The sequence below is a fragment of the Agilicoccus flavus genome (assembly GCF_014857905.1).
Taxonomy (GTDB): Bacteria; Actinomycetota; Actinomycetes; order Actinomycetales; family Dermatophilaceae; genus Agilicoccus; species Agilicoccus flavus.
The window spans coordinates 166454-186438 of record NZ_JACYXE010000010.1 but is presented as its reverse complement, the minus strand read 5'-3'; the positions used below and the strand labels follow the sequence as shown (position 1 = coordinate 186438).

General features: G+C 74.0%; 19 protein-coding genes. 6 read left to right on the top strand and 13 right to left on the bottom strand.

The features are described from left to right. Positions 1-53: 53 nt before the first annotated feature. The 6 genes from ICW24_RS15465 to ICW24_RS15440 all read right to left on the bottom strand — a co-directional run bounded on the left by ICW24_RS15465 (position 54) and on the right by ICW24_RS15440 (position 6827). Complete coding sequence (locus ICW24_RS15465; protein ID WP_226346619.1) at positions 54-623, bottom strand: 2'-5' RNA ligase family protein; 570 nt, start codon at positions 621-623, stop codon at positions 54-56. Positions 624-789: 166 nt separating this feature from the next. Further along, positions 790-1734: a hypothetical protein gene (locus tag ICW24_RS15460; RefSeq protein WP_226346618.1), complete on the bottom strand. Its 945-nt coding sequence runs from the start codon at positions 1732-1734 to the stop codon at positions 790-792. Further along, complete coding sequence (locus ICW24_RS15455; protein WP_226346617.1) at positions 1731-2573, bottom strand: hypothetical protein; 843 nt, start codon at positions 2571-2573, stop codon at positions 1731-1733. The genes ICW24_RS15460 and ICW24_RS15455 overlap by 4 nt, the downstream gene beginning before the upstream one ends. 66 nt (positions 2574-2639) lie before the next feature. Then, a complete protein-coding gene (locus ICW24_RS15450; protein WP_226346616.1) occupies positions 2640-3491 on the bottom strand; it encodes an exodeoxyribonuclease III in 852 nt (283 codons plus the stop codon). Between the two features lie 98 nt (positions 3492-3589). Continuing rightward, a complete protein-coding gene (locus ICW24_RS15445; protein WP_226346615.1) occupies positions 3590-4453 on the bottom strand; it encodes an HAD-IIA family hydrolase in 864 nt (287 codons plus the stop codon). A 148-nt stretch (positions 4454-4601) separates the two neighbouring features. After that, positions 4602-6827 (bottom strand): NADP-dependent isocitrate dehydrogenase, encoded by a 2226-nt coding sequence (locus tag ICW24_RS15440; protein ID WP_226346614.1) that lies wholly within the window; start codon positions 6825-6827, stop codon positions 4602-4604. A gap of 437 nt (positions 6828-7264) precedes the next feature. Here ICW24_RS15440 and aqpZ point away from each other — a divergent pair, with 437 nt between their 5' ends. The 3 genes from aqpZ (at position 7265) to ICW24_RS15425 (ending at position 10395) form a co-directional block, all read left to right on the top strand. After that, positions 7265-8014 carry an aquaporin Z gene (aqpZ, locus tag ICW24_RS15435; RefSeq protein ID WP_226346613.1) on the top strand — a complete coding sequence of 250 codons (750 nt, stop codon included), beginning with the start codon at positions 7265-7267 and terminating at the stop codon, positions 8012-8014. Between the two features lie 226 nt (positions 8015-8240). After that, positions 8241-9272 (top strand): hypothetical protein, encoded by a 1032-nt coding sequence (locus ICW24_RS15430; protein ID WP_226346612.1) that lies wholly within the window; start codon positions 8241-8243, stop codon positions 9270-9272. A gap of 133 nt (positions 9273-9405) precedes the next feature. Further along, positions 9406-10395, top strand: a complete 990-nt coding sequence (locus tag ICW24_RS15425; RefSeq protein ID WP_226346611.1) for a malate dehydrogenase — start codon at positions 9406-9408, stop codon at positions 10393-10395. Positions 10396-10486: 91 nt separating this feature from the next. Here the strand turns inward: ICW24_RS15425 and ICW24_RS15420 are convergent, their stop codons facing one another. Both ICW24_RS15420 and ICW24_RS15415 read right to left on the bottom strand, forming a co-directional pair. After that, complete coding sequence (locus ICW24_RS15420; RefSeq protein WP_226346610.1) at positions 10487-10837, bottom strand: DUF3017 domain-containing protein; 351 nt, start codon at positions 10835-10837, stop codon at positions 10487-10489. Further along, positions 10834-11682: a bifunctional methylenetetrahydrofolate dehydrogenase/methenyltetrahydrofolate cyclohydrolase gene (locus ICW24_RS15415; RefSeq protein WP_226346609.1), complete on the bottom strand. Its 849-nt coding sequence runs from the start codon at positions 11680-11682 to the stop codon at positions 10834-10836. Before ICW24_RS15415 ends, ICW24_RS15420 begins: the two co-directional genes overlap by 4 nt. Before the next feature lie 67 nt (positions 11683-11749). Here ICW24_RS15415 and ICW24_RS15410 point away from each other — a divergent pair, with 67 nt between their 5' ends. Continuing rightward, positions 11750-12745 carry a hypothetical protein gene (locus tag ICW24_RS15410; protein WP_226346608.1) on the top strand — a complete coding sequence of 332 codons (996 nt, stop codon included), beginning with the start codon at positions 11750-11752 and terminating at the stop codon, positions 12743-12745. Positions 12746-12810: 65 nt separating this feature from the next. Here ICW24_RS15410 and bar read toward each other — a convergent pair whose 3' ends face one another. The 3 genes from bar to ICW24_RS15395 form a co-directional block, all read right to left on the bottom strand. Then, positions 12811-13947: a barbiturase gene (gene bar / locus ICW24_RS15405; RefSeq protein WP_226346607.1), complete on the bottom strand. Its 1137-nt coding sequence runs from the start codon at positions 13945-13947 to the stop codon at positions 12811-12813. Positions 13948-14017: 70 nt separating this feature from the next. Further along, positions 14018-14989, bottom strand: a complete 972-nt coding sequence (locus tag ICW24_RS15400) for a carbamate kinase (RefSeq protein WP_226346606.1) — start codon at positions 14987-14989, stop codon at positions 14018-14020. Positions 14990-15215: 226 nt separating this feature from the next. Next, the gene (locus tag ICW24_RS15395; RefSeq protein ID WP_226346605.1) at positions 15216-16379 is read right to left on the bottom strand and encodes a CaiB/BaiF CoA transferase family protein; all 1164 of its coding nucleotides are present in this window, start codon (positions 16377-16379) and stop codon (positions 15216-15218) included. Positions 16380-16546: 167 nt separating this feature from the next. On the opposite strand from ICW24_RS15395, the gene ICW24_RS15390 reads away from it, so the two are divergent. Further along, on the top strand, positions 16547-17542 hold the full coding sequence (locus ICW24_RS15390) for a ketopantoate reductase family protein (protein WP_226346604.1): 996 nt from the start codon (positions 16547-16549) through the stop codon (positions 17540-17542). Continuing rightward, positions 17539-18789: a glycosyltransferase gene (locus ICW24_RS15385; RefSeq protein ID WP_226346603.1), complete on the top strand. Its 1251-nt coding sequence runs from the start codon at positions 17539-17541 to the stop codon at positions 18787-18789. Before ICW24_RS15390 ends, ICW24_RS15385 begins: the two co-directional genes overlap by 4 nt. Positions 18790-18822: 33 nt before the next feature. Here ICW24_RS15385 and ICW24_RS15380 read toward each other — a convergent pair whose 3' ends face one another. Both ICW24_RS15380 and ICW24_RS15375 read right to left on the bottom strand, forming a co-directional pair. Further along, entirely contained in the window at positions 18823-19071 is a 249-nt protein-coding gene (locus ICW24_RS15380; protein ID WP_226346602.1) for a hypothetical protein, read from the bottom strand. 177 nt (positions 19072-19248) lie between these two features. Further along, positions 19249-19770 (bottom strand): hypothetical protein, encoded by a 522-nt coding sequence (locus tag ICW24_RS15375; protein WP_226346601.1) that lies wholly within the window; start codon positions 19768-19770, stop codon positions 19249-19251. Positions 19771-19985: the final 215 nt, after the last annotated feature.

Here is a 19985-nt window from a genome sequence, read left to right as displayed (position 1 = left end):
GCGGCAGACAGCACCCCCACTCGTCCGGGCCGGTTCAGCAGGCTCGGTGCGGCTCAGGCGTCGAAGGCGGCCGGGTCGGCGGGGTCCTGCTCGGTCGGGCGGGCGTCGCCGGTGAGCTCGAACCCCCAGAGCCGCTCCCACTCCCCCTCGCCCTCGCGGGCGTAGAGGACGAGCTCGTGGACGACGAAGGCGGTGTCGACGCGCGCGAGCTCGGCCTGCGCGCGGTCGAGCGCGGCGTCGTCGAGATGGTGGGCCACGGTCACGTGCGGGTGGTAGGCGAAGTCGAGGGGCCGGTCGAGCGGGCCGCTGCGCACCCCCGCCGCGAGCGCGGCACACTCCTGGGCGCCCTCGGCGACGCACACGAAGACGACGGGTGAGACCGGGCGGAACGTGCCGGTGCCGCGCAGGACGACGTCGAACGGGGCGGTGCCCGCGGCCACCAGAGCGAGGTGCTCGAGGACGAGCGGCAGGCCCCCGTCCTCGATCGGGCCGGGCGGCAGCAACGTGATGTGCGTGGGGATGACGTCGGCCTGCACGTCGCCGAACGACCGGCGGGCGCGCCGCAGCATCGTGCCGTACGGCTCCGGGACGGCGATGGCGATGCCGATGGTCGTGCCCGTCACCGCCGGCCCTCCGGCGGCAATGCGGTCCGGCCGACCGGGCCGACCCGGCTCCGGCGTGCCGGCCGGGACGCCTCCGTGGTGCGCATCACGCCAGACATTGTGACAGGCGCGGGAGCTGCCCGAGCCTGACCGCCCGCCGCGGGGTCGACGGTCGCCGCCGGGCCCCTCACGCCCAGCGCCACTGCAATCCGTAGATGCCCGGCCCGAAGTCCTCGAGCAGCAGCGTGACCGTCGACGTCCTCAGCGCGGCCGGCACGAGCGTCTCGCGGCCCCCGACCTGCGTGATGATCTCGACGGCGATGGGCAGGTCCTCCGGGGTGAAGGCGACCTCGGTGAAGAACAGTCGCGTGCGTTGATCGGTGGACCGGAAGTAGCCGTCCTCCCACCGCTTCGTGCCCTCGGTGCGCAGCTCGAGCTCGACGACGATCGACTCGCCCCGGTTCAGGGGGCGCGGCAGGACGACCTCGGCCGCGAGCGTGGCCGTGGCCGCGTCGTCGATGACCCGGCCGAGGCGGGCGTTGCTGAGCGGGACGAGCTCGAGTCGGGCCTCCGGCTCGTCGTTGTGGTAGACGACCGGGAACCGGTCGAACCCGTCGCGCGTGGCCCGGAGCACGTCCCGCATGATCCGCGGGCCGAGGGTCCGGTCGGGGCGGATCCGCAGCCGGTCCTGCAGGCCGACCCGTAGGTAACCGTCGTTGCGCTTGAGACCGAGCTGCTCGCACAGCGAGCGGAAGTAGGCGTCGAGGTCGTCCTGCGGCCCCTCGCGGACCTCGTCGAGCGCGGCCGCGCGGGACCGGGTGCGTTCCACGAGCCGGTCCTTGAGGGCGCCGCGGGGCAGGTCCAGGACGCGTTCGAGCTCGGCGAGCGCGGCGAGCGACGCGCCGCGGACGGGCCGGCTGCGGCCGGTCTGCCAGTGGCTCAACGTGGCGATCGACACGTGGTGGCCGCGCTGCGCGAGATGGTGCCGCAACCGGTCCAGGGTAAGCCCGCGCTCCTCGACGGCGCAGCGCAGCGCCGCGTCGAAGCTCTCGGGGGCCGACCGGCCGAGCCGGTCCCGGTTGGGCAGCGGCTGCTCGTCGGGCCCGGCGGCCGCCTGGATCGCCCCGGTCACCACGTCCACCGCAACCCGTGCCGCCCGGGCGGCGCCTCCAGGACGACGACGGTGAGGGGGGCGGCGACGCGCACGGGCGCGATGTGCTCCCGGCCGTCCACCACGCTGATCGCCTCGGCCGTCGTCGGCGGGGCGGCGGGGTCGTAGGCGACCTCGACGACGTACTCGCGCACCAGCTCGTCGAGCAGGCGCGTGTACCCCGTCCACGGCCGGTCGCCCGCGCTCGTCACCTCGTACTCGAACAGGGCGGACTCGCCGACCTGGAGGGGGTGGTCCAGGACCATCTCCGCCGCGAGACCACCGCTGGCGGGCATGGGGACCGCGCGCCCCACCCGGCAGTTGACGACGCCCCGCACGTGCGCCCCCGCGTGCCACCCCTGGCGCCCGGTCCACACCGGGACGGCGGCCACCCGGTCGGCGACGGCCGTCACGACGCAGCGCACCCGGTGCACCCGGTGTCGTCCGGCGGCGTCGAGCTCGATGCGGTCGTGGATGCTGCGGCGGCGCACGACCGGGTGTTCGCCGGCGCCGAGGAGGCGCATCGCCTCCTCCGCCAGCGGTCCCGGGTGGGTGTTGGTCCAGTCGGAGGCGCGGGGGGTCGGCGGACGGACCCGCGAGACGAGGTGACCACGCGGGATCCCCAGGACCTCCTCGAGCGGGCCGAGGGCCGCGAGGGAGGCGGCCCGGTGGGGCCGGCTCCGGCCGCTCTGCCAGTAGCTCAGGGACGCGATGGACACGCGGACGTCGTGCGCCATGAGCCGGGTCCGGACCTCGTCCAGGCTCAGCCCGCTCGCGGCGATCGCCGCCCGCAGCGCGGTCGCGAAGTCGTCGTCGTCCATCGACGCCAGGCTACTGGCCCGTAGGCCGACCATGGCCCGAGCGGCGCGCCCACCCGGGTCGGCCCGTCAGCCGATCGCGACGTCGTAGTCGACCGCGATCGCCGCGTGATCGCTCCACCGCAGGTCGTACGCGCTCGCCCGGCCCACGGTGAAATACGTGGCGCGTGGTGCGAGGCCGGGGCCGGCGAGGTGGTAGTCGATGCGCCAGCCGGCGTCGTTGTCGAAGGCCTTGCCGCGCCACGACCACCACGTGTACGGGCAGTGCGGCCCCGGTCCGGGGCCGGCGAGGGCCCGTGCGACGTCGACGACGCCGCCCGCGAACCAGCGATCGAGGTAGGCCCGTTCCACCGGCAGGAACCCCGGCTTGCGCACGTTGCCCTTCGCGTTCTTGAGGTCGTGCTCGGTGTGGGCGACGTTGACGTCGCCCACGACGACGAACCGGTCGGAGGGGGCGCGGTCGAACCACGCCGACACGGCCTCGAGGAACGCGAGTTTGCCCGCCAGGAGCGGGCCGTCGGGGCCGCCCTTGGGCATGTACGCCGAGACGACCGTCACCGGGTCGCCGTCGGCGGCGGCCAGATCGATCTCGACCCACCGCCCGCTGTCGGCGAACGCCGCGAACGGCTCCCGGTGCGCGGGCGGGAGCACCTGCGCGGGCACGTCCAGGGTGAAGGCACGCCGGGTCGGCGGCGTGCGCGTGAGCAGCGCCACCCCCGCGCGCCCCAGGGTGGCCGCCTCGGCGTGGGTCACGGCCCAGTCCTCGAAAGGGGTCCCCCGCAGTTGCTCGGCCAGTTGGGCGCCGGTGGCCCGGACCTCCTGGAGGGCGACGACGTCGGCGTCGGCCGCCGCGAGCGCGTCCAGCCCGCCCCGCCGGGCCGCCGCGCGGATGCCGTTGACGTTCGCGGAGACGAGTCGCATGCCCTCATTCTCGGGCGGCGCGGCCGGGGCCAGGGTCCGGGGGGCGCCGTCCGGGGGCGCCGTCCGAGGGCGGGGCTCGATCGGCGCCCGCCGCCGGGTCAGCTCATGTCGGAGTCGAGGACGATCGACGACGGCTCGAGGTCGGGCTCCTCCACCCGCGCCGGCAGCTCCGAGCGGAACCGGCCGACGAGGGGTACGACGTCGGCGATGGACTCGCAGATGCGGGTGGGCTGGTAGGGGAACCGGTCGACGCGGTCCCGGGTCGTCGACCCCGTGAGGACGAGGATGGTGCGCAGGCCCGCCTCGAGTCCGCTGATGACGTCGGTGTCCATGCGGTCGCCGATCATCACCGTCGACTCCGAGTGCGCGTCGATCCGGTTGAGCGCCGTGCGCATCATGAGCGGGTTCGGCTTGCCGACGTAGTACGGCTCGACGTTCGTCGCGCGGGTGATGAGCGCCGCCACCGAGCCGGTCGCCGGCAGCGACCCCTCCGGCGAGGGGCCCGACGCGTCGGGGTTCGTCGCGATGAAGCGGGCGCCCTTCTCGATGAGCCGGATGGCACGGGTGATGCTCTCGAAGGAGTAGGTGCGGGTCTCGCCGAGCACGACGTAGTCGGGGTCGCGTTCGGTGAGGATGTAGCCGACGTCGTGCAGCGCCGTCGTCAGCCCCGCCTCGCCGATGACGTAGGCGCTGCCCTCCGGCCGCTGCTCGGACAGGAAGCTGGCCGTGGCGAGGGCGCTGGTCCAGATGGCCGACTCGGGGATCGAGATGCCGCTCGCCTGGAGCCTGGCCCGCAGGTCTCGGGCCGTGTAGATCGAGTTGTTCGTGAGGACCTGGAAGCGGCAGTCGCTCGCGACGAGCGCGGCGATGAACTCGCTCGCGCCGGGGATCTCGTGTTCCTCGCGGACGAGGACGCCGTCCATGTCGGTGAGCCAGCAGTCGACGGGCTTGATCTCGCTCATGTCCCCAGTATCCCGGAGCGGGGTCGCCCGGGGTGTCCCCTGCCACACGAGATCGAACGACGGGTCGGTGAACGGCGAGAGACGACGAGGGCCGGTCACCGCGTGTCGCGGTGACCGGCCCTCGTCGACCGGTGACGGATCCTCGTGCTCAGGCGAACATCCCGTCGATGATGCGGTTGAGCGTCGGGCTCGGGCGCATCGCGGCCGCGGCCTTGGCCGCGTCGGGCCGGTAGTACCCGCCGAGGTCGACCGGGGAGCCCTGGGCGCCGATGAGCTCGGCCTCGATGGTCTGCTCGTTGTCGGCGAGCTCCTGGGCGACCCGGGTGAACCGCTCCTTGAGCTCGGCGTCGCGGTCCTGCGCCGCGAGCGCCTGGGCCCAGTAGAGCGCGAGGTAGAAGTGGCTGCCGCGGTTGTCGATCTGCCCGAGGCGGCGGGCCGGGGACTTGTTCTCCTCGAGGAAGCGGGCGATGGCCTCGTCGAGGGTGTCGGCGAGGACCTGCGCCTTCTCGTTGCCCACGCGGTTCGCGAGGTACTCGAGCGAGGCGCCCAGCGCCGAGAACTCGCCGAGGCTGTCCCAGCGCAGGTAGTTCTCCTTGACGAACTGCTGCACGTGCTTCGGCGCCGAGCCACCGGCGCCGGTCTCGAACAGGCCACCGCCGTTGAGCAGCGGGACGATCGAGAGCATCTTCGCGCTCGTGCCGAGCTCGAGGATCGGGAAGAGGTCGGTGAGGTAGTCGCGCAGCACGTTGCCGGTGACCGAGATCGTGTCCTCGCCGCGGCGGATGCGCTCCAGGCAGTAGCGCATGGCCTCGACCGGGGCCTTGATCTCGATGGTGAGACCGTCCGTGTCGAGGTCGGCCAGCGCCGCCTTCACCTTGCGGATGACGTTGTGGTCGTGGCCGCGGTCCTCGTCGAGGAAGAAGCACGCCGGGGCGCCGGTGGCGCGGGCGCGGTCGACGGCGAGCTTGACCCAGTCCTGGATGGCGACGTCCTTGACGCGCGACATGCGCCAGATGTCGCCCGGGCCGACCTCGTGCTGCGTGACGACGACGCCCTTGGCGTCGACGACGCGGACGCTGCCCTCCTCGGTCATGACGAAGGTCGTGGGGTGCGAGCCGTACTCCTCGGCCTTCTGCGCCATGAGGCCGACGTTGGGAACGCTGCCCATCGTGGCCGGGTCGAGCGCGCCGTGGGCCTTGCAGTCCTCGATGACCGCCTCGTACATCGGGCCATAGCTGCGGTCCGGCACGAGCGCGAGGGTCTCCTGTTGGTTGCCGTCGGCGTTCCACATCTGCCCGGAGTCGCGGACGACGACGGGGAGCGAGGCGTCGATGATGATGTCGCTCGGGACGTGCAGGTTGGTGATGCCCTTGTCGGAGTCGACCATCGCGAGCGACGGGCGCTGCCCGTACTCGCCCTCGATGTCGGCCTCGATCTCCCGGCGCTGGTCCTCGGGCAGGCTCTTGATCTGCTCGAGCAGGGCGCCGAGCCCCACGTTCGGGTTGACGCCGAGGGCGGCGAACGCCTGGCCGTGCTTGGCGAAGACGTCCGAGAAGAAGGTCGAGACCGCGTGGCCGAACATGACCGGGTCGGAGACCTTCATCATCGTCGCCTTGAGGTGCAACGACAGGAGCAGGTCCTCGGCGCGCGCGAGCTCCATCTGCTCGGCGTAGAACGTGCGCAGGGCGCGGGCGCTCATGAACGTCGTGCTGACGATCTCGCCGTCCGTCGTGGGGACCTTCTCGGCGAGGACGGTGGTCTCGCCGTCGGTGGAGACGAACTCGATGCGCAGGTCGATGCCCCGGTGGACGATGACCGACTTCTCGTTGCCGTAGAAGTCGTTGCCGCTCATCGAGGCCACGCGGGCCTTGTTGTCGGGCGTCCACGCGCCGAGACGGTGCGGGTGCTTCTTGGCGAAGTTCTTCACCGACAACGGGGCGCGGCGGTCGGAGTTACCCTCGCGCAGCACGGGGTTGACGGCCGAACCGAGGACGTTCGCGTAGCGCGCCCGGATCTCCTTCTCGGCGTCGTCACGCGGCTCGTCGGGGTAGTCGGGCAGGTCGACGCCCTGGGCCTGCAGCTCCTTGATCGCGGCCTTGAGCTGCGGCACGGAGGCGCTGATGTTCGGCAGTTTGATGATGTTCGCGTCGGCCTGCTTGGCCAGCTCACCGAGCTCGGCCAGGTGGTCGGACACCGCGTCGTCGCCGGAGGTGCGGTCGGGGAACTGGGCGAGGATGCGGCCGGCGAGCGAGATGTCGCTCGTCTCGACCTCGATGCCGGTGCCGTGGGTGAAGGCGCGGACGATGGGGAGCAAAGAGTAGCTCGCCAGCGCGGGCGCCTCGTCGATCTGGGTCCAGACGATCTTCTCGGTCACGTCGCGGGCTCCTTCGTCGGGCGGTGTGGGAGGACTTGCGTGACCCACCGGGCGCGTCCGTGGACGCGCCGCGACGGGCGCCGGCCTGTCCGGAGGTCCGGCCGGGGCCGGGTCCGGTGCGGTCGTCGCGACCCAATTTACCTCGACATCGAAATAACCCCGGGGCGCTCGTGTCGAGCCTATCGACCTCCGACCGCCGATGACCGGGCCGGAGGCCACCCGACCGGCGTTCCTGAGTGGCCGGAGGCGTCCGGAGCCGATCCGGCAACGGAGCGGCGCCGGACCGGGCCCCGCCCCTCTTGCGCGAGACCGGGCGGGCAGGCTTGGGCGACAGTGCGTTTCCTGCGCAGTGCGATGGCCGGCGCCCCCCCACCCCACCGTGGAGACGCACGCCGACCGACCGCGGTCGGCGCGTCACGGAACACGAGGAACGCACGATGAGCACCCCGGCCCTGCCCCACCGCCTCGGAGCCGAGGCCCTCGGGACCTTCTGGCTCGTCTTCGGCGGATGCGCCAGCGCCGTCTTCGCCGCCCATGTCGCGCACGCGAAGGACCCCGTGAACATGGGGATCGGCTACGTCGGCGTGGCCCTGGCCGTCGGCCTGACCGTGCTGACGATGGCCTACGCCGTCGGGCACGTCTCCGGCGGCCACGTCAACCCCGCGGTGACGATCGGGTGCGCCGTCGCCCGCCGCTTCGCCTGGAAGGACGTGCCGGCCTACGTCATCACCCAGGTCGTCTCCGGCCTCGTCGCCGGCGCGCTGCTGTGGTTCATCGCCTCCGGCAAGCAGTGCTTCGACGCGACCGGGAACCTGGCCGCGAACGGCTACGGCACCGCCTCGCCCGACGGCTACTCGCTCCTCGCCTGCCTCGTCGCCGAGACGGTGCTCACGGCCTTCTTCCTCGACGTCATCCTCGGCTCCACCGACGGCCGCGCCCCGGTCGCCTTCGCGCCCATCGCGATCGGCCTCGCGCTGACGCTCATCCACCTCATCTCCATCCCGATCACGACCACCTCCGTCAACCCGGCCCGCTCGACCGCGGTGGCGTTCTTCTCCGGCGGGCAGGCCCCCGGCCAGCTCTGGCTGTTCTGGGTCGCCCCCATCCTCGGCGCGGCCATCGCCGGCGCCACCTACGCCGCCCTGACCGGCGAGCACCGCGAGGCGCCGATCACCGGCGAGAACTGACCGCACCCGCGCGTGCGGCACGACGACGGGCCGGCCGTCCCCATCTCGGGGAGGCCGGCCCGTCGGCGTTCCCGCGTCGGTGGGCCCGGCCCCCTCCGGCCCCGGTGCTCGGCGCTCCCTCGCGCTCCGTGTGACGTCGTGTGTCCGTGTGACGTCGTGTGACTGCGCGGTGCGCCGGGGCGTGGCACACCGCGCACGCCGCCGGCCATGCGCGAGGATGGGGAGCATGGCCGGAAACGCGTACCCGCACATCGTCTTCGCCAAGGACGCCGACGCCCTCCCCAAGGAGCGGCTCGGCGAGCTCGTCACGCACGCGATCGGAGGGGTGGCCACACCGGGGTCGATCAACGTCGTCGTCGACGTCGACGGCTACGCCCTGACGTTCTGGTACGACGACGACGCCGAGGGTCTCGCGGAGCGCTACGCCGACTTCCTGCCGGAGTCCGCGCGCCGTCGCCGCCTCGCGGCGTGCACGACGATGATCGACGCCTCCGGCGACGCCGACCCCGACCGCGCGCACGCGGCCGCCCTCGACCGGGTGTGGGACGCGCTCGCCGCCACCGAGTGCGTGTGGGTGTTCTCCGAGGCGGCCAAGCGGTTCGTCGGCCTCGACTACGGCGACGGGACGGCGGCGGTCCCCGCGCCATCGGAGGTCCCCGTCCCTCTCGACAACGAGCCCGACCCCGACCTCGTCGAAGTGCCCGAGTCGGGCGCCTACTCCCCCGCCCCGGTGTGGGAGCCGACCCCGGCCCGCCCCTCGACCCCCGAGCCGGCCGCCCCCGAGCCCGCGCCCGCCGCCGAACCGGTCGAGCCCGCCGCGTCCACCCTCGGCCCGGACCGGCCCGACGAGGCCGTCCGACCCGAGCGCGAGCCGGACGGCGAGCCGCTGTCGGCGCCGATGTTCATTCCCGAGCCGGTGGCCGCGCCCGAGACCGTGACCACGTACGCGCCGCCGCGCCCCGAGCCCGAGATCCGCGAGGCCGATGTCACGCGCGAGGAGTCGCCGGCCGCCGCGCCGGCGGCCCGGGCGCAGGACGTGCCGGCCCCGGACACCACGGTTCCGGCCGACGCTCCGGCCGACGCCGAGACGCCCTCGGGGACGCCCGTGCCCTCCGAACCGCCGGCCGTGCCCGTCGACGACTACCGGCACTCCTCGTCCGAGGACTCGACCGGGTCCACAGAGTCCCCTGAGTCCACCGACCAGGAGGCGCCCAAGGAGGGCGGATTCCTGCGTCGGCTCTTCGGCCGCCGGAAGTAGAGCCGTGGCAGGCCCGGCGAGCCGCGTGTCGCGCGCGGCTCGCCGCGGGCCTGCGTTCGCGCTCGGCCCGCGACGACGCTTTGGTAGCGTCGATGAACACACCGTCTCCCTCGCAGCGAAGGGTCTACACATCGTGAGCAACGCCCCCGTCAAGGTCGCCGTCACCGGCGCGGCCGGCCAGATCGGCTACAGCCTCCTCTTCCGCATCGCGAGCGGTGCCCTGCTCGGGCCGGACACCCCCGTCCAGCTGCAGCTCCTCGAGATCACCCCGGCGCTCAAGGCGCTCGAGGGCGTCGTCATGGAACTCGACGACTGCGCGTTCGACACGCTCGCCGGGGTCGAGATCGGTGACGACCCGAACCGCATCTTCGACGGCGTCAACCTCGCGCTCCTCGTCGGTGCGCGCCCGCGCACCAAGGGCATGGAGCGGGGCGACCTCCTCGAGGCCAACGGGGCGATCTTCACCGGTCAGGGCAAGGCCCTCAACGACCACGCCGCCGACGACGTCCGCATCGGCGTGACGGGCAACCCGGCGAACACGAACGCGCTCATCGCGATGAGCAATGCGCCCGACATCCCCCGGGAGCGGTTCTCGGCGCTCACGCGGCTCGACCACAACCGCGCCATCAGCCAGCTCGCCGCCAAGCTCGGCGCTCCCGTCTCCGACGTCTCGAAGATGACGATCTGGGGCAACCACTCGGCGACCCAGTACCCCGACCTCTTCCACGCGGAGGTCGCGGGGAAGAACGCGGCCGAGGCCGTCGGCGACCAGGCCTGGATCGAGAACGACTTCATCCCGACCGTCGCCAAGCGCGGCGCGGCCATCATCGAGGCGCGCGGCGCGTCGTCCGCCGCCTCCGCCGCGTCGGCGACGATCGACGCGGCCCGCGACTGGCTGCGCGGCACGCCGGAGGGCGACTGGGTCTCGATGGCGGTCGTGTCCGACGGCTCCTACGGCGTGCAGGAGGGCATCATCAGCTCGTTCCCCGTCACGACGAAGAACGGGGACTGGGAGATCGTCCAGGGCCTCGAGATCGACGACTTCAGCCGCGGCAAGATCGACGCCACCGTCGCCGAGCTCGTCGACGAGCGGGACGCCGTCACCAAGCTGGGTCTCATCTGAGCTCAGGCACCCGATCACGTGCCGACGGGGCCGTCCACCGATCCGGTGGGCGGCCCCGTCGGGCGTCGTGAGACGGCCGGGCCGTGCGTCGTCAGGACCGCACCGCCCGGGACCACATCGACAACAGGACGGCGCCGAAGACGGCGTTGACGGCGAGCAGCAGCCGCGGTTCGAGGTCGTGGGTGACGATGAGCGTCGCGCCCGCGACGTCGACCGCGGCGGCCGTGTAGAAGAGCACGTCGAGCCCGCGGCTGCGCACGTGCAGCCCGCCGGCCCGCTCCTCGGAGAGCCCGACGCGCAGCGCGAGGGCGACGACGAAGGCGGCCGCCATGAGCAGCCCCCCGAGCAGGAGCCGGTCGGACACGCCGGCGACGACGAGACCGGCGAGGAGCAGGGCCCCGCTGAACCACCAGGCGCGCAGGCGCACGGCGGGGCGGCTCACGGGTTGGCGAACCGCTCGGCGATCGACACGACGTTCGACAGGAGCATGGCGCGGGTCATCGGCCCGACGCCGCCGGGGTTCGGGGCCACCCACCCGGCCACCTCGGCGACGTCCGGCGCGACGTCGCCCGCGATGGCGCCGTCGACCCGCGACACGCCCACGTCGAGGACCGCGGCGCCCGGCCGGATCATGTCGGCCGTCACGAGGTTCGGCACCCCCGCCGCCGCGACGACGATGTCGGCCCGCCGCGTCTCGGCGGCGAGGTCGGCCGTGCGGGTGTGGCACAGGGTGACCGTCGCGTCGATGCCCCGGCCCGCCATGAGCAGGCCCAGCGACCGGCCGACCGTGAGGCCGCGGCCGATGACGACGACGTGCGCCCCGGAGAGCGGGACGTCGTGGCGGCGCAGGAGCTCGACGATGCCGACGGGCGTGCAGGGGCGGGGGGCCTCCCGGCCCAGAGCGAGGCATCCGAGGTTGTAAGGGTGCAGGCCGTCGACGTCCTTGGCGGGGGCGACGCGCGACAGGAGCGCGAACTCGTCGAGCCCGGTGGGCTGCTGGACGATGAACCCCGTGCAGTCGGGGTCGTTGTTGAGGGCGTCGACGACGGCCTCGACCTCGGCCTGGGTCGCGTCGGCGGGCAGGTCGTGGCGGAAGCCGCGGATCCCGATCCGGGCGCAGTCGCGGTGCTTGGCGCCGACGTACCAGGCGCTGCCCGGGTCGTCGCCGACGAGGATGGTCCCGAGCCCCGGGACGACGCCCTGTTCGGCGAGGACCGCGACCCGCGCGGCCAGTTCGTCGAAGATCGTCGCCGCCGTGGCCTTGCCGTCGAGTACGCGTGCCGCCATGCGCCAGATCATGGCACACCGGCCGACCGCCGCGGCGGCGCGCCGCGGGCCCTCTACCCTGGAGACCATGACCTCGTCACGACGACGTCGCGGCGGTGCAGGGGGGAACGATCCGGTGGTCGGCGCGCGGGGGCGCGCCGCGGGGGACGCCGGCGTACTGCACCGCGGCGGCGCGCATCCCGACCTCGCCCCGATCGCCTCGAACCGCCCCGTCCGCGCGCGCCGAGCGACGATGGCGATCGCCGGCGCCCTCGCGGTCGTTTCGGGCCTGACCGGCTGCTCCCTGCTCGCGCCCGCCCCCGCTCCGGCGACGGTCACCGTGCCGGCGGCACCGGCCCCGACGGGCTCGATGACCGACCCGTCCGCCGATCCGTCCGGCGCGACCACGGGCCCGACGAGTGCGGCGAGCACCCCTCCTCCCACCGGGACCGCGGCGCCGAGCAACGTGTCGACCCTCCCGGGCGGCAACGGGACGGCGATGCGGCTCGTCCTGCCGACGTCGGCCCTGCCGGCCGGGTGGGCGGACGCGGAGCCGCGCGAGACCGGCGGATACCGCATGACCGTCTGCGGGGTCGACCTCGAGCCCGCCTCCCCGCTCGACGCCGCGCAGCGCCGCTGGCAACGCGCGGCGTCCGGGCCGTTCCTCGAACAGCACGTGCGGGTGTACTCGGGGCACACCGCCCGCGACGTCGTGGCCCGCCTCCGCGCCGCCCTGCCGGCGTGCTCGAGCTACCGGCAGGGGGCGCAGACGTTCACGGTGCGCCCGATCACGGCGACCGGAGCCGGGCGCAGCGTCGCCGCGTGGCGGCAGAGCGCGGTCCTGCCGCTGCCGACCGCGACCCCGACCGCCACGGGGAGCGCGACCACCCCCGCGACCCCGGCACCCCCGACGGCCACCGGGTCGGCGACGTCAGCCGCCCCCACCGCGACCCTCGTGCAGGACGTCGCCGTGCTCAAGGTGGGCAGCTCCGTGGTCCTGGTGTCCTCCTACGCCGTCGACACGACGCCGCAGCCCGACGTCCTGGCCGCCGCCGTGCGCGGCGCGGCCCGCGCCGGGCGCTGAGGCCCGGCGCGGGCCGGAGTGGATCGCCGGCGGTGGCTCGACCGGGGCCGGCCGGGACGCCGGCGTCAGCCGGAGTAGCGGTACCCCGTCGGCTCGCCCTCGCCGAGATCGACGATCGCGGCGACCGGGCCGCCGCCGTCGGGCCCCTGGTGGGCGGCCGACACGGAGACGAACACCGCGGGGTCGCCCGTGACCGAGGCGGTGACGCCACCGACGCAGCTCTTGATCTGCCGGTGCCAGTGCACGTCGGAGTCGTCGAGCATCGCGTTGCGGCGGCCGCGGACCTGGCCGTCCTGACTCACCTCGCACTTGAGGAAGAGGTTGACGAGGCGCCCGGCGAGGTCGTCGCGCTGCGGCCGCTCCGGCAGCTCGAGGCCGGCGTCGGCGATCGCCTCCCAGAGACCGTCGGTGTCGAGGGCGTCCTTCATGACCGAGTGCCCGATGCGGTAGCGGCCGCCGATGCCGCGGGTGTTGCCGACGACGACGACCTGCGCCCGGTCGAGCTCGACGCCCGAGGAGCACGAGGCCACCGCGGAGTAGAGGTCGCGGTTGTGCATGACGTCCGCGTCGGTCGGCATCTCGATCTCGCCGAGGGCGACGGCGATGCCGAGCCCCGTCGTGCCGTTCGAGAGGTCCATCGACTCGTGCGTGTGCTCGGTCCAGACCTGCTGCCCGCGGGACTTCGCGTCGCGGATCGTGTGGATCGTCAGCAGCGGGGTCTTCGTCTGGACGTAGTGGACGTCCTTCGGATCGGTGATGCCCGCCTCGGCCATCGCGGCCGTCACCGCGTCAGCGACCTTGCGGATCATGCCGGTGTAGCCGATCTCCTCGGGCAGGATCGGCTCGCTCATCGCGAACCCGACGGTGAGGCGCAGGTCGTCGCTCGGCTCCGCCTTCGCGGGGTCGAGGGTCGCGAAGATCGTCGCGTGCGGGCTGATGACGCCGTCGGTTCCGCCGGACCACACGATGGGGATCCGCATGACCCGGTCGGCGTCGGCGCCGGCGGCGACGAGGGCCTCGCGGAAGGCGCGGTCCGCGATGATCCGCGTGTAGTCGTTGACGCCGCCGTTGCCCTCGGTCTTGCCGATGATGGCGACGACGCGGTCGGCCTCCAGGACGCCGTCGTCGATGAGCGCCGTCAGCTCCGAGGCGTCGGCGACGGAGTGGATCGGGACCTTGCGGACCTCGATGGGATCGGGCATGTGTTCCTCCTGGTCTGCGGTGGTGCGGTCGGTTCTCGGGGCGGGTCGGCGGGTGGTCTCACGGTGACGCCTACCCGGGTTCGGGGCCGCGGCCGGAGCGCTCGTCGGGCTCGTCGGGCTCGACGACGGTGCCGGCGCCGCCCTGCACGGCGGGGACGATCCTCTCGAGGGAGGTGATGACGCTGCGCCCGCCCGCCCGGGCGAAACGCAGCGCCGCCTCGACCTTGGGGCCCATCGAACCGGAGGCGAAGTGGCCCGCCCGCGCGAGGCTCTCGAGCTCGGCGACCCGGATGCGCCCCAGCGGGCGCGGGTCGGGCGTCCCGTACCCGACGATCGCGTTCTCGACGTCGGTCGCGACGAGCAGGACGTCGGCGCCGACGGTGCGGGCGAGCAGCGCCGCGGTGAGGTCCTTGTCGATGACCGCCTCGACGCCCCGGGCCCGGCCGTCCTCGTCGAGTACGACGGGGATGCCGCCGCCGCCCGCGGCGACGACGAGGTACCCGGCGGCGAGCAGGGTGACGACCGTGTGGGCGTCGAGGATCTCGCGCGGTTCGGGCGAGGCCACGACGCGTCGCCACCCGCGCTCGCCGCGGTCCTGCCAGACCTGGCCGTGCGCGACGAGGGGCCGGGCGTCCTGCGCCGACAGGTGGCGCCCGACGGGCTTGGTCGGACGGGAGAAACCGGGATCGTCGCCGTCCACTCGGGTGCGGGTGACGACGGCGGCGACGGGGCGGCTCAGGCCGCGGTCGCGCAGGGCCGCCTCGAGCGCACCGACCATGGTGAACCCGATCGTCCCCTGCGTCTGTGCGCCGCACCAGTCGAGGGGCACGGGCGGCACGGTCGCCGCCGCCATCTCGTTCTTGACGAGGAGATTGCCGACCTGAGGCCCGTTGCCGTGGGTGAGGACGACGTCGTGGCCGACCGCGACGAGGTCGGCCACCGCCTCCATCGCCACGCCGATGGCGCGCTGTTGATCCTCCGGGCGGGCCCGGCCGTCCGGGGCGGTCATGGCGTTCCCGCCGAGAGCCACGAGCACGCGCACGTCCGGCCTCCCTCCGCCGACATCCGGGGCGGCCGGGGATCGCCGGTGTCGGTCGCGCGACGGCGCGGACCGGCCACGTCGACCCCGGGCCTTCTCCGCCGACCCTAGCCAGCCGCACCCTCGCGCCGACGTGTCAGATCGTGCCGACGAACGCCCGCCGCCTTGTCGTGTTCTGACGACACGGTCGAGGCCGAGCGCATCACGAGTCGGCACGATCGGCCGGCGACTACTCCTTGTCGAGCCAGGCGCGGATGGCGTCGCCGTGCTGGTCGAGCGAGGGCGGGGCCGTGTGCCGCTCGCGGCCCCCGGCGTGGGCGTTGTCGTCGAAGCGGATGGCCGGCCCGGGCAGCTCGATGGTCCCGAGGACGTCGTGCTCGACGTCGATGAGCAGGCCCTGGCTGCGGGTCTGGTCCCACGTGTACACGTCGTCGAGGGTGCGCACCTTGCCGCTGGGGATGCCCGCGTCCGCCAGCTTCGCGAGCAGGTCCTCCGCCGCGTACTCAGCGAACACGGCGTTGACCGCGGCGATCGTCTTCTCCCGGTTGGCGACGCGCTGGCTGTTCGTCGCCATCCCGTCGGCGGCGACGTCGAGCCCGAACGTCGAGCAGAACGTGGCCCACTGCTTCTCGCTGCCGACGGCGATCTGCACCATCCCGTCGCGGGCCTCGAACAGCCCGTACGGGGCGATGGACGGGTGGTGGTTGCCCTGGGCGTGCCCGACCTTGCCGGCGACCGTGTACCCGGTGCCGTGGAACGCGTGGACCCCGACGACGGAGGCGAGCAGACTCGTGCGGACGACGCGGCCGCGGCCCGTGCGCTCGCGCTCGTGCAGCGCCGAGACGATGCCGAAGGCGGCGTTCATCCCGGCGAGAAGGTCGCCGATCGGCACGCCGACGCGTGTCGGGTGCTCGGGGTCGGGCCCGGTCAGGCTCATGAGACCCGCCTCGCCCTGCGCGATCTGGTCGTAGCCGGCGCGCCCGCCCTCGGGGCCGTCGTGACCGAAGCCGCTGATGGCGGCGACGACGAGGCGCGGGTTGAGCTCGTGCAGGCGCTCCTCGGAGAAGCCGAGCCGGGACAGCACACCGGGGCGGAAGTTCTCGATGAGGACGTCGGCGCGCTCGACGAGCCGTTCCAGCGTGCGCTTGCCGTCCTCCGACTTCAGATCCAGCGCGATCGACTCCTTGTTGCGGTTGCAGCACAGGAAGTAGGTCGACACGTCGCCGTCGGGCCCCACGAACGGCGGCCCCCAGCCGCGCGTGTCGTCGCCGGTGCCCGGCGTCTCGACCTTGATGACGCGGGCGCCCATGTCGCCCAGCATCATGCCCGCCTGCGGGCCGGCGAGAGCACGGGAGAGGTCGATGACGACGATGTCCTGCAGGGGCGCGGTCATGGTGCGTCCTTTCGCGAAGAGGGTGACCCCCACCCTCTCAGATCGACCCACGCCATCCGCCGCGTGAGACGGCAGGACCGACCGCTCGTCACGGACCGGGCACGGCACTTCTCGACGTCTCACGGTCCGGACCGCGGCGGCGGGGCCGCGAGCGCTAGCCTCGGCCCATGGCATCGCCGTCGACCGGCGACGACGCAGGAGCCCGGACGTGGAGGTTCGAGATGCGTGTCGTCGTCCTGGGAGCCGGAGCCGTGGGGTGCTACTTCGGAGGCATGCTGGCGCGCGGCGGCCACGAGGTCGTCCTCGTCGGACGGGGCGTGCACGTCGACGCCGTGAACGCGCGGGGTCTGCGCATCGAGACCGCGGCCTTCGACGAGGTCGTGCCCGTGGCCGCGTCCACCGACCCCGCCGCGGCGGCGGGCGCCGACGTCGTCCTCGTGTGCGTGAAGTCGTCCGACTCCCACGAGGCCGCGAACGCCCTCGCGCCGCACCTGCCCCGCCCCGACGCCGGTCCCGGCACCGATCGGCCCGAGGGCGGACCGATCGTGCTCAGCCTGCAGAACGGTCTCGACAACGCCGACCGGATCGCGGCGGTGCTGGGGCGGCCCGTCCTCCCGGCTGTGGTCTACGTGGCGACCGAGATGGCCGGGCCGGGGCACGTGCGCCACCACGGCCGCGGCGAGCTCGTCGTCGAGACCGGCGTGGCGGCGACCCGTCTCCGCGAGGAGTTCGCGCCCGCCGGGATACCGCTCCACCTCGTCCCCGACGTGCGCGTCGCGCTCTGGGCCAAGCTGGCCGCCAACTGCGGCTGGAACGCCCTGTCCGCCGTCACCGACCGCCCGTACGGCTGGCTCGCCGAGGTCGACGGGATGCCGGAGGTCGTCGCCGACGCGGTCGCCGAGTGCCGGGCCGTGGCCGCCGCCGACGGCGTCGAGGTGCCCGGCAGCCTGTTCGAGGACGTCGCGTCGCTCGCGCACAGCATGGCCGGCCAGCGCTCCTCCACCGCACAGGATCTCGCCCGCCGGCGCCCGAGCGAGATCGACCACCTCAACGGGTACGTCGCGCGGCGCGGCGCGGAGCTGGGGGTGCCGACGCCGGTCAACCGCGCGCTCCTCGCGCTGGTGAAGGCGTTCGAGCGGCGCGGCGGGGAGCCGTCGTCGTGAGCCACCTCCTGCTCACGACGACGCCCTTCGCCGGACACCAGCCCCCGCTGCTGGGCCTGGCCCGCGAGCTCGTCCGCGACGGCCATCGCGTGACGTACTACACCGGGGCGCGGTTCCGCGACCGCGCCGAGGCCGTGGGCGCGACGTGGCTGCCGTGGCGCGAGGCCGGCGACTTCGACGACACCGACCTCGCCGCGACGTTCCCCACGATGCGGACCGACGCGAGCCTCGCGGCGATGTTCGGCAGCTTCGAGCAGGTCTTCTTCGGGACCGGGCCCGGCCAGCTGCGCGACCTGCTCCGCCTCCACGAGTTCGATCCGGTCGACGTCGTGGTCAGCGAGGTGACCTGCGTCGGCGGCGGGTTCCTGCACGAGGCGGCCGGCGTGCCGTGGGCGTCGTTCTCGCTGTCCCCGCTGCCCCTGACGAGCCGGCACCTCCCGCCGAGCGGGCTGCCCGTGCGCCCGGGCGCCGGCCCCGTCGGTCGCGCCCGCGACGCCGCCCTCCGCGCTCTCGTCGGGGCCACGGTGGGCCGCCGGTTCCGGGAGCTCATCAACGCCGCGCGCGCCCGGGCCGGGCTCGCGCCCACGACGCAGCTCGGGTTCGACTCCTTGTGTTCGACGGCCCTGCTGTTGGGTCAGGGCGTGCCGAGCCTGGAGTACGACCGCCCCGACCTGCCCGCCCACGTGCACCTCGTCGGCGACGCCGCCGCCGGCACCCGCGCGGCCTCCGCGGAGCCCGCCTGGCTGCGCCACCTCGACCCCGGCCGGCCGATCGTGCACGTCACCCAGGGCACGCTGGGGACGGCGGGGTTCGACCTCCCGCGGGCGGCCGTCGCGGCCCTCGCGGGGACGCCGGCCCAGGTCGTCGTCTCGGGCGACCCCGCGCTCGTACCGGCCGCCCCGAACGTCCTCGCCCCCGGCTGGGTGCCGCACGACCTCCTGCTGCCGCGCACCGCCGTCATGATCACGAACGGCGGCTACGGCGCGGTGCTCGCGGCGCTCGCCCACGGCGTGCCGCTCGTGCTCACCCCGGGCGCGCAGGACAAGCCCGAGGTCGCCCGCCGCGTCGCCTGGTCGGGCGCCGGCCTCGACGTCGGCGGCCGCCCCTCGCCGGCCCGGCTGCGGCGCGCGGTCGAGGCGTGCCTCGGCGACTCGACCCAGCGCCGCCGGGCCCACGAGCTGGCGGCCGAGCTGCACCTCGCGGGCGGCGCCCGCCGCGCCGCCGACCTCGTCGCCGAGCTGAGGTGAGTGCCACCGGACGCCGGGCCGAGCGAGGGAGTGTCACCGGCGACTCGCCACGTCCAGCTTCTGCAGTGCCTCGATCACCGCGGTGCTGCTCCAACGCCGACGCTCGTCACTCAGTGGGCGAGCGGCGAGGGTCAGGTGTTCCCGATCCCGGGAGGTGAACTCCGCATCCTCGATGTCGCGTTGCTTCAGCAGGGGCAGCAACACGACGAGATCATCCAGATGCCGCTCCGGGCAGTCTCCCTGGTGCGACAGCGCCGCGGCCTTCGCGACGATGCTGCCCACGAGGCTCGGCCGGCGGATCACCCCACCTGTCCCGGACGGGAGCATCAGAGTGATGGACTCCGAGCGTCGGTCCGGGCGTCGGCGGGAAGCTGGGTACCGAACGCGATCGTGGCCCTCCACAACGCCTCTTGCCGGGCGGAGAGAATCGGGGCGCGGACCGTGATCACCGGGAGCCCTTCACCGCGTCGTCGACTCTGCGTCCACGCCCACCGAGCGACCGAGGCTCGCCACCCTCAGCAGGCGGCTCGCGTCGGCCGACTCGCGCGCGCCGTCGTGCTCGACCAGATCGAAGACGACGTCGCCCACCGACCAGTCGTCACTGCAGTGCACCCACACGTCCAGCGCCGCCGCCGCACGGGGCGCGCATGTCGCCCGCTCGACGGCGCGCACACCCTCGCCCCCCGTCACATGGATCTCGATCTCCCCTGCGGGTTCCAGCCGGGACAGCGGGTGGCTGACGCCGGACAGGCGCACCCCCGCCAGGTCGATGAGCGGAACTTCGGCCGGGACCGACACACGACGACGCCCCTGAGTCACCCGACGATGCCGCGTCCAGGCCCGCACCAGCCTCACCGGATCCGACTCGACCCCCAGCCGCTCCAGGTGAGCGGAAGCCCGGCCCCGATCGCGGGAGCTCGCGTCGCCCCACGCGGCCGACGGCTCCTCGCCCAGGCCGAGGGCGATCGCGTCGGCGAGCAAGCGCGCGCCCCGCATCGCAAGGGGCCGAACGGGTCGTGGTTCCTGCTCCGCACGTGCGACGACCGACATGCGCGACACCTGCCACGCACCGTCCGCCCCCGGGCGGCCCTCGAGGGCGCCCTCGGCGAGGAGTGCCCGTACCCGCCGACCGGACACGCCCAACCACTCCGCCGCCTCCGCCGCGCTCAACCACGCCGGAGGCGCGTGAACCTGGC

Excerpts from the sequence above, each read along its gene's own strand:
- ICW24_RS15455 (WP_226346617.1), bottom strand. The coding sequence starts at position 2,573 with ATGGACGACGACGACTTCGCGACCGCGCTGCGGGCGGCGATCGCCGCG.
- ICW24_RS15450 (WP_226346616.1), bottom strand. The coding sequence starts at position 3,491 with ATGCGACTCGTCTCCGCGAACGTCAACGGCATCCGCGCGGCGGCCCGG.
- ICW24_RS15445 (WP_226346615.1), bottom strand. The coding sequence starts at position 4,453 with ATGAGCGAGATCAAGCCCGTCGACTGCTGGCTCACCGACATGGACGGC.
- aqpZ (WP_226346613.1), top strand. The coding sequence starts at position 7,265 with ATGAGCACCCCGGCCCTGCCCCACCGCCTCGGAGCCGAGGCCCTCGGG.
- ICW24_RS15430 (WP_226346612.1), top strand. The coding sequence starts at position 8,241 with ATGGCCGGAAACGCGTACCCGCACATCGTCTTCGCCAAGGACGCCGAC.
- ICW24_RS15415 (WP_226346609.1), bottom strand. The coding sequence starts at position 11,682 with ATGGCGGCACGCGTACTCGACGGCAAGGCCACGGCGGCGACGATCTTC.
- ICW24_RS15410 (WP_226346608.1), top strand. The coding sequence starts at position 11,750 with ATGACCTCGTCACGACGACGTCGCGGCGGTGCAGGGGGGAACGATCCG.
- bar (WP_226346607.1), bottom strand. The coding sequence starts at position 13,947 with ATGCCCGATCCCATCGAGGTCCGCAAGGTCCCGATCCACTCCGTCGCC.
- ICW24_RS15395 (WP_226346605.1), bottom strand. The coding sequence starts at position 16,379 with ATGACCGCGCCCCTGCAGGACATCGTCGTCATCGACCTCTCCCGTGCT.
- ICW24_RS15390 (WP_226346604.1), top strand. The coding sequence starts at position 16,547 with ATGGCATCGCCGTCGACCGGCGACGACGCAGGAGCCCGGACGTGGAGG.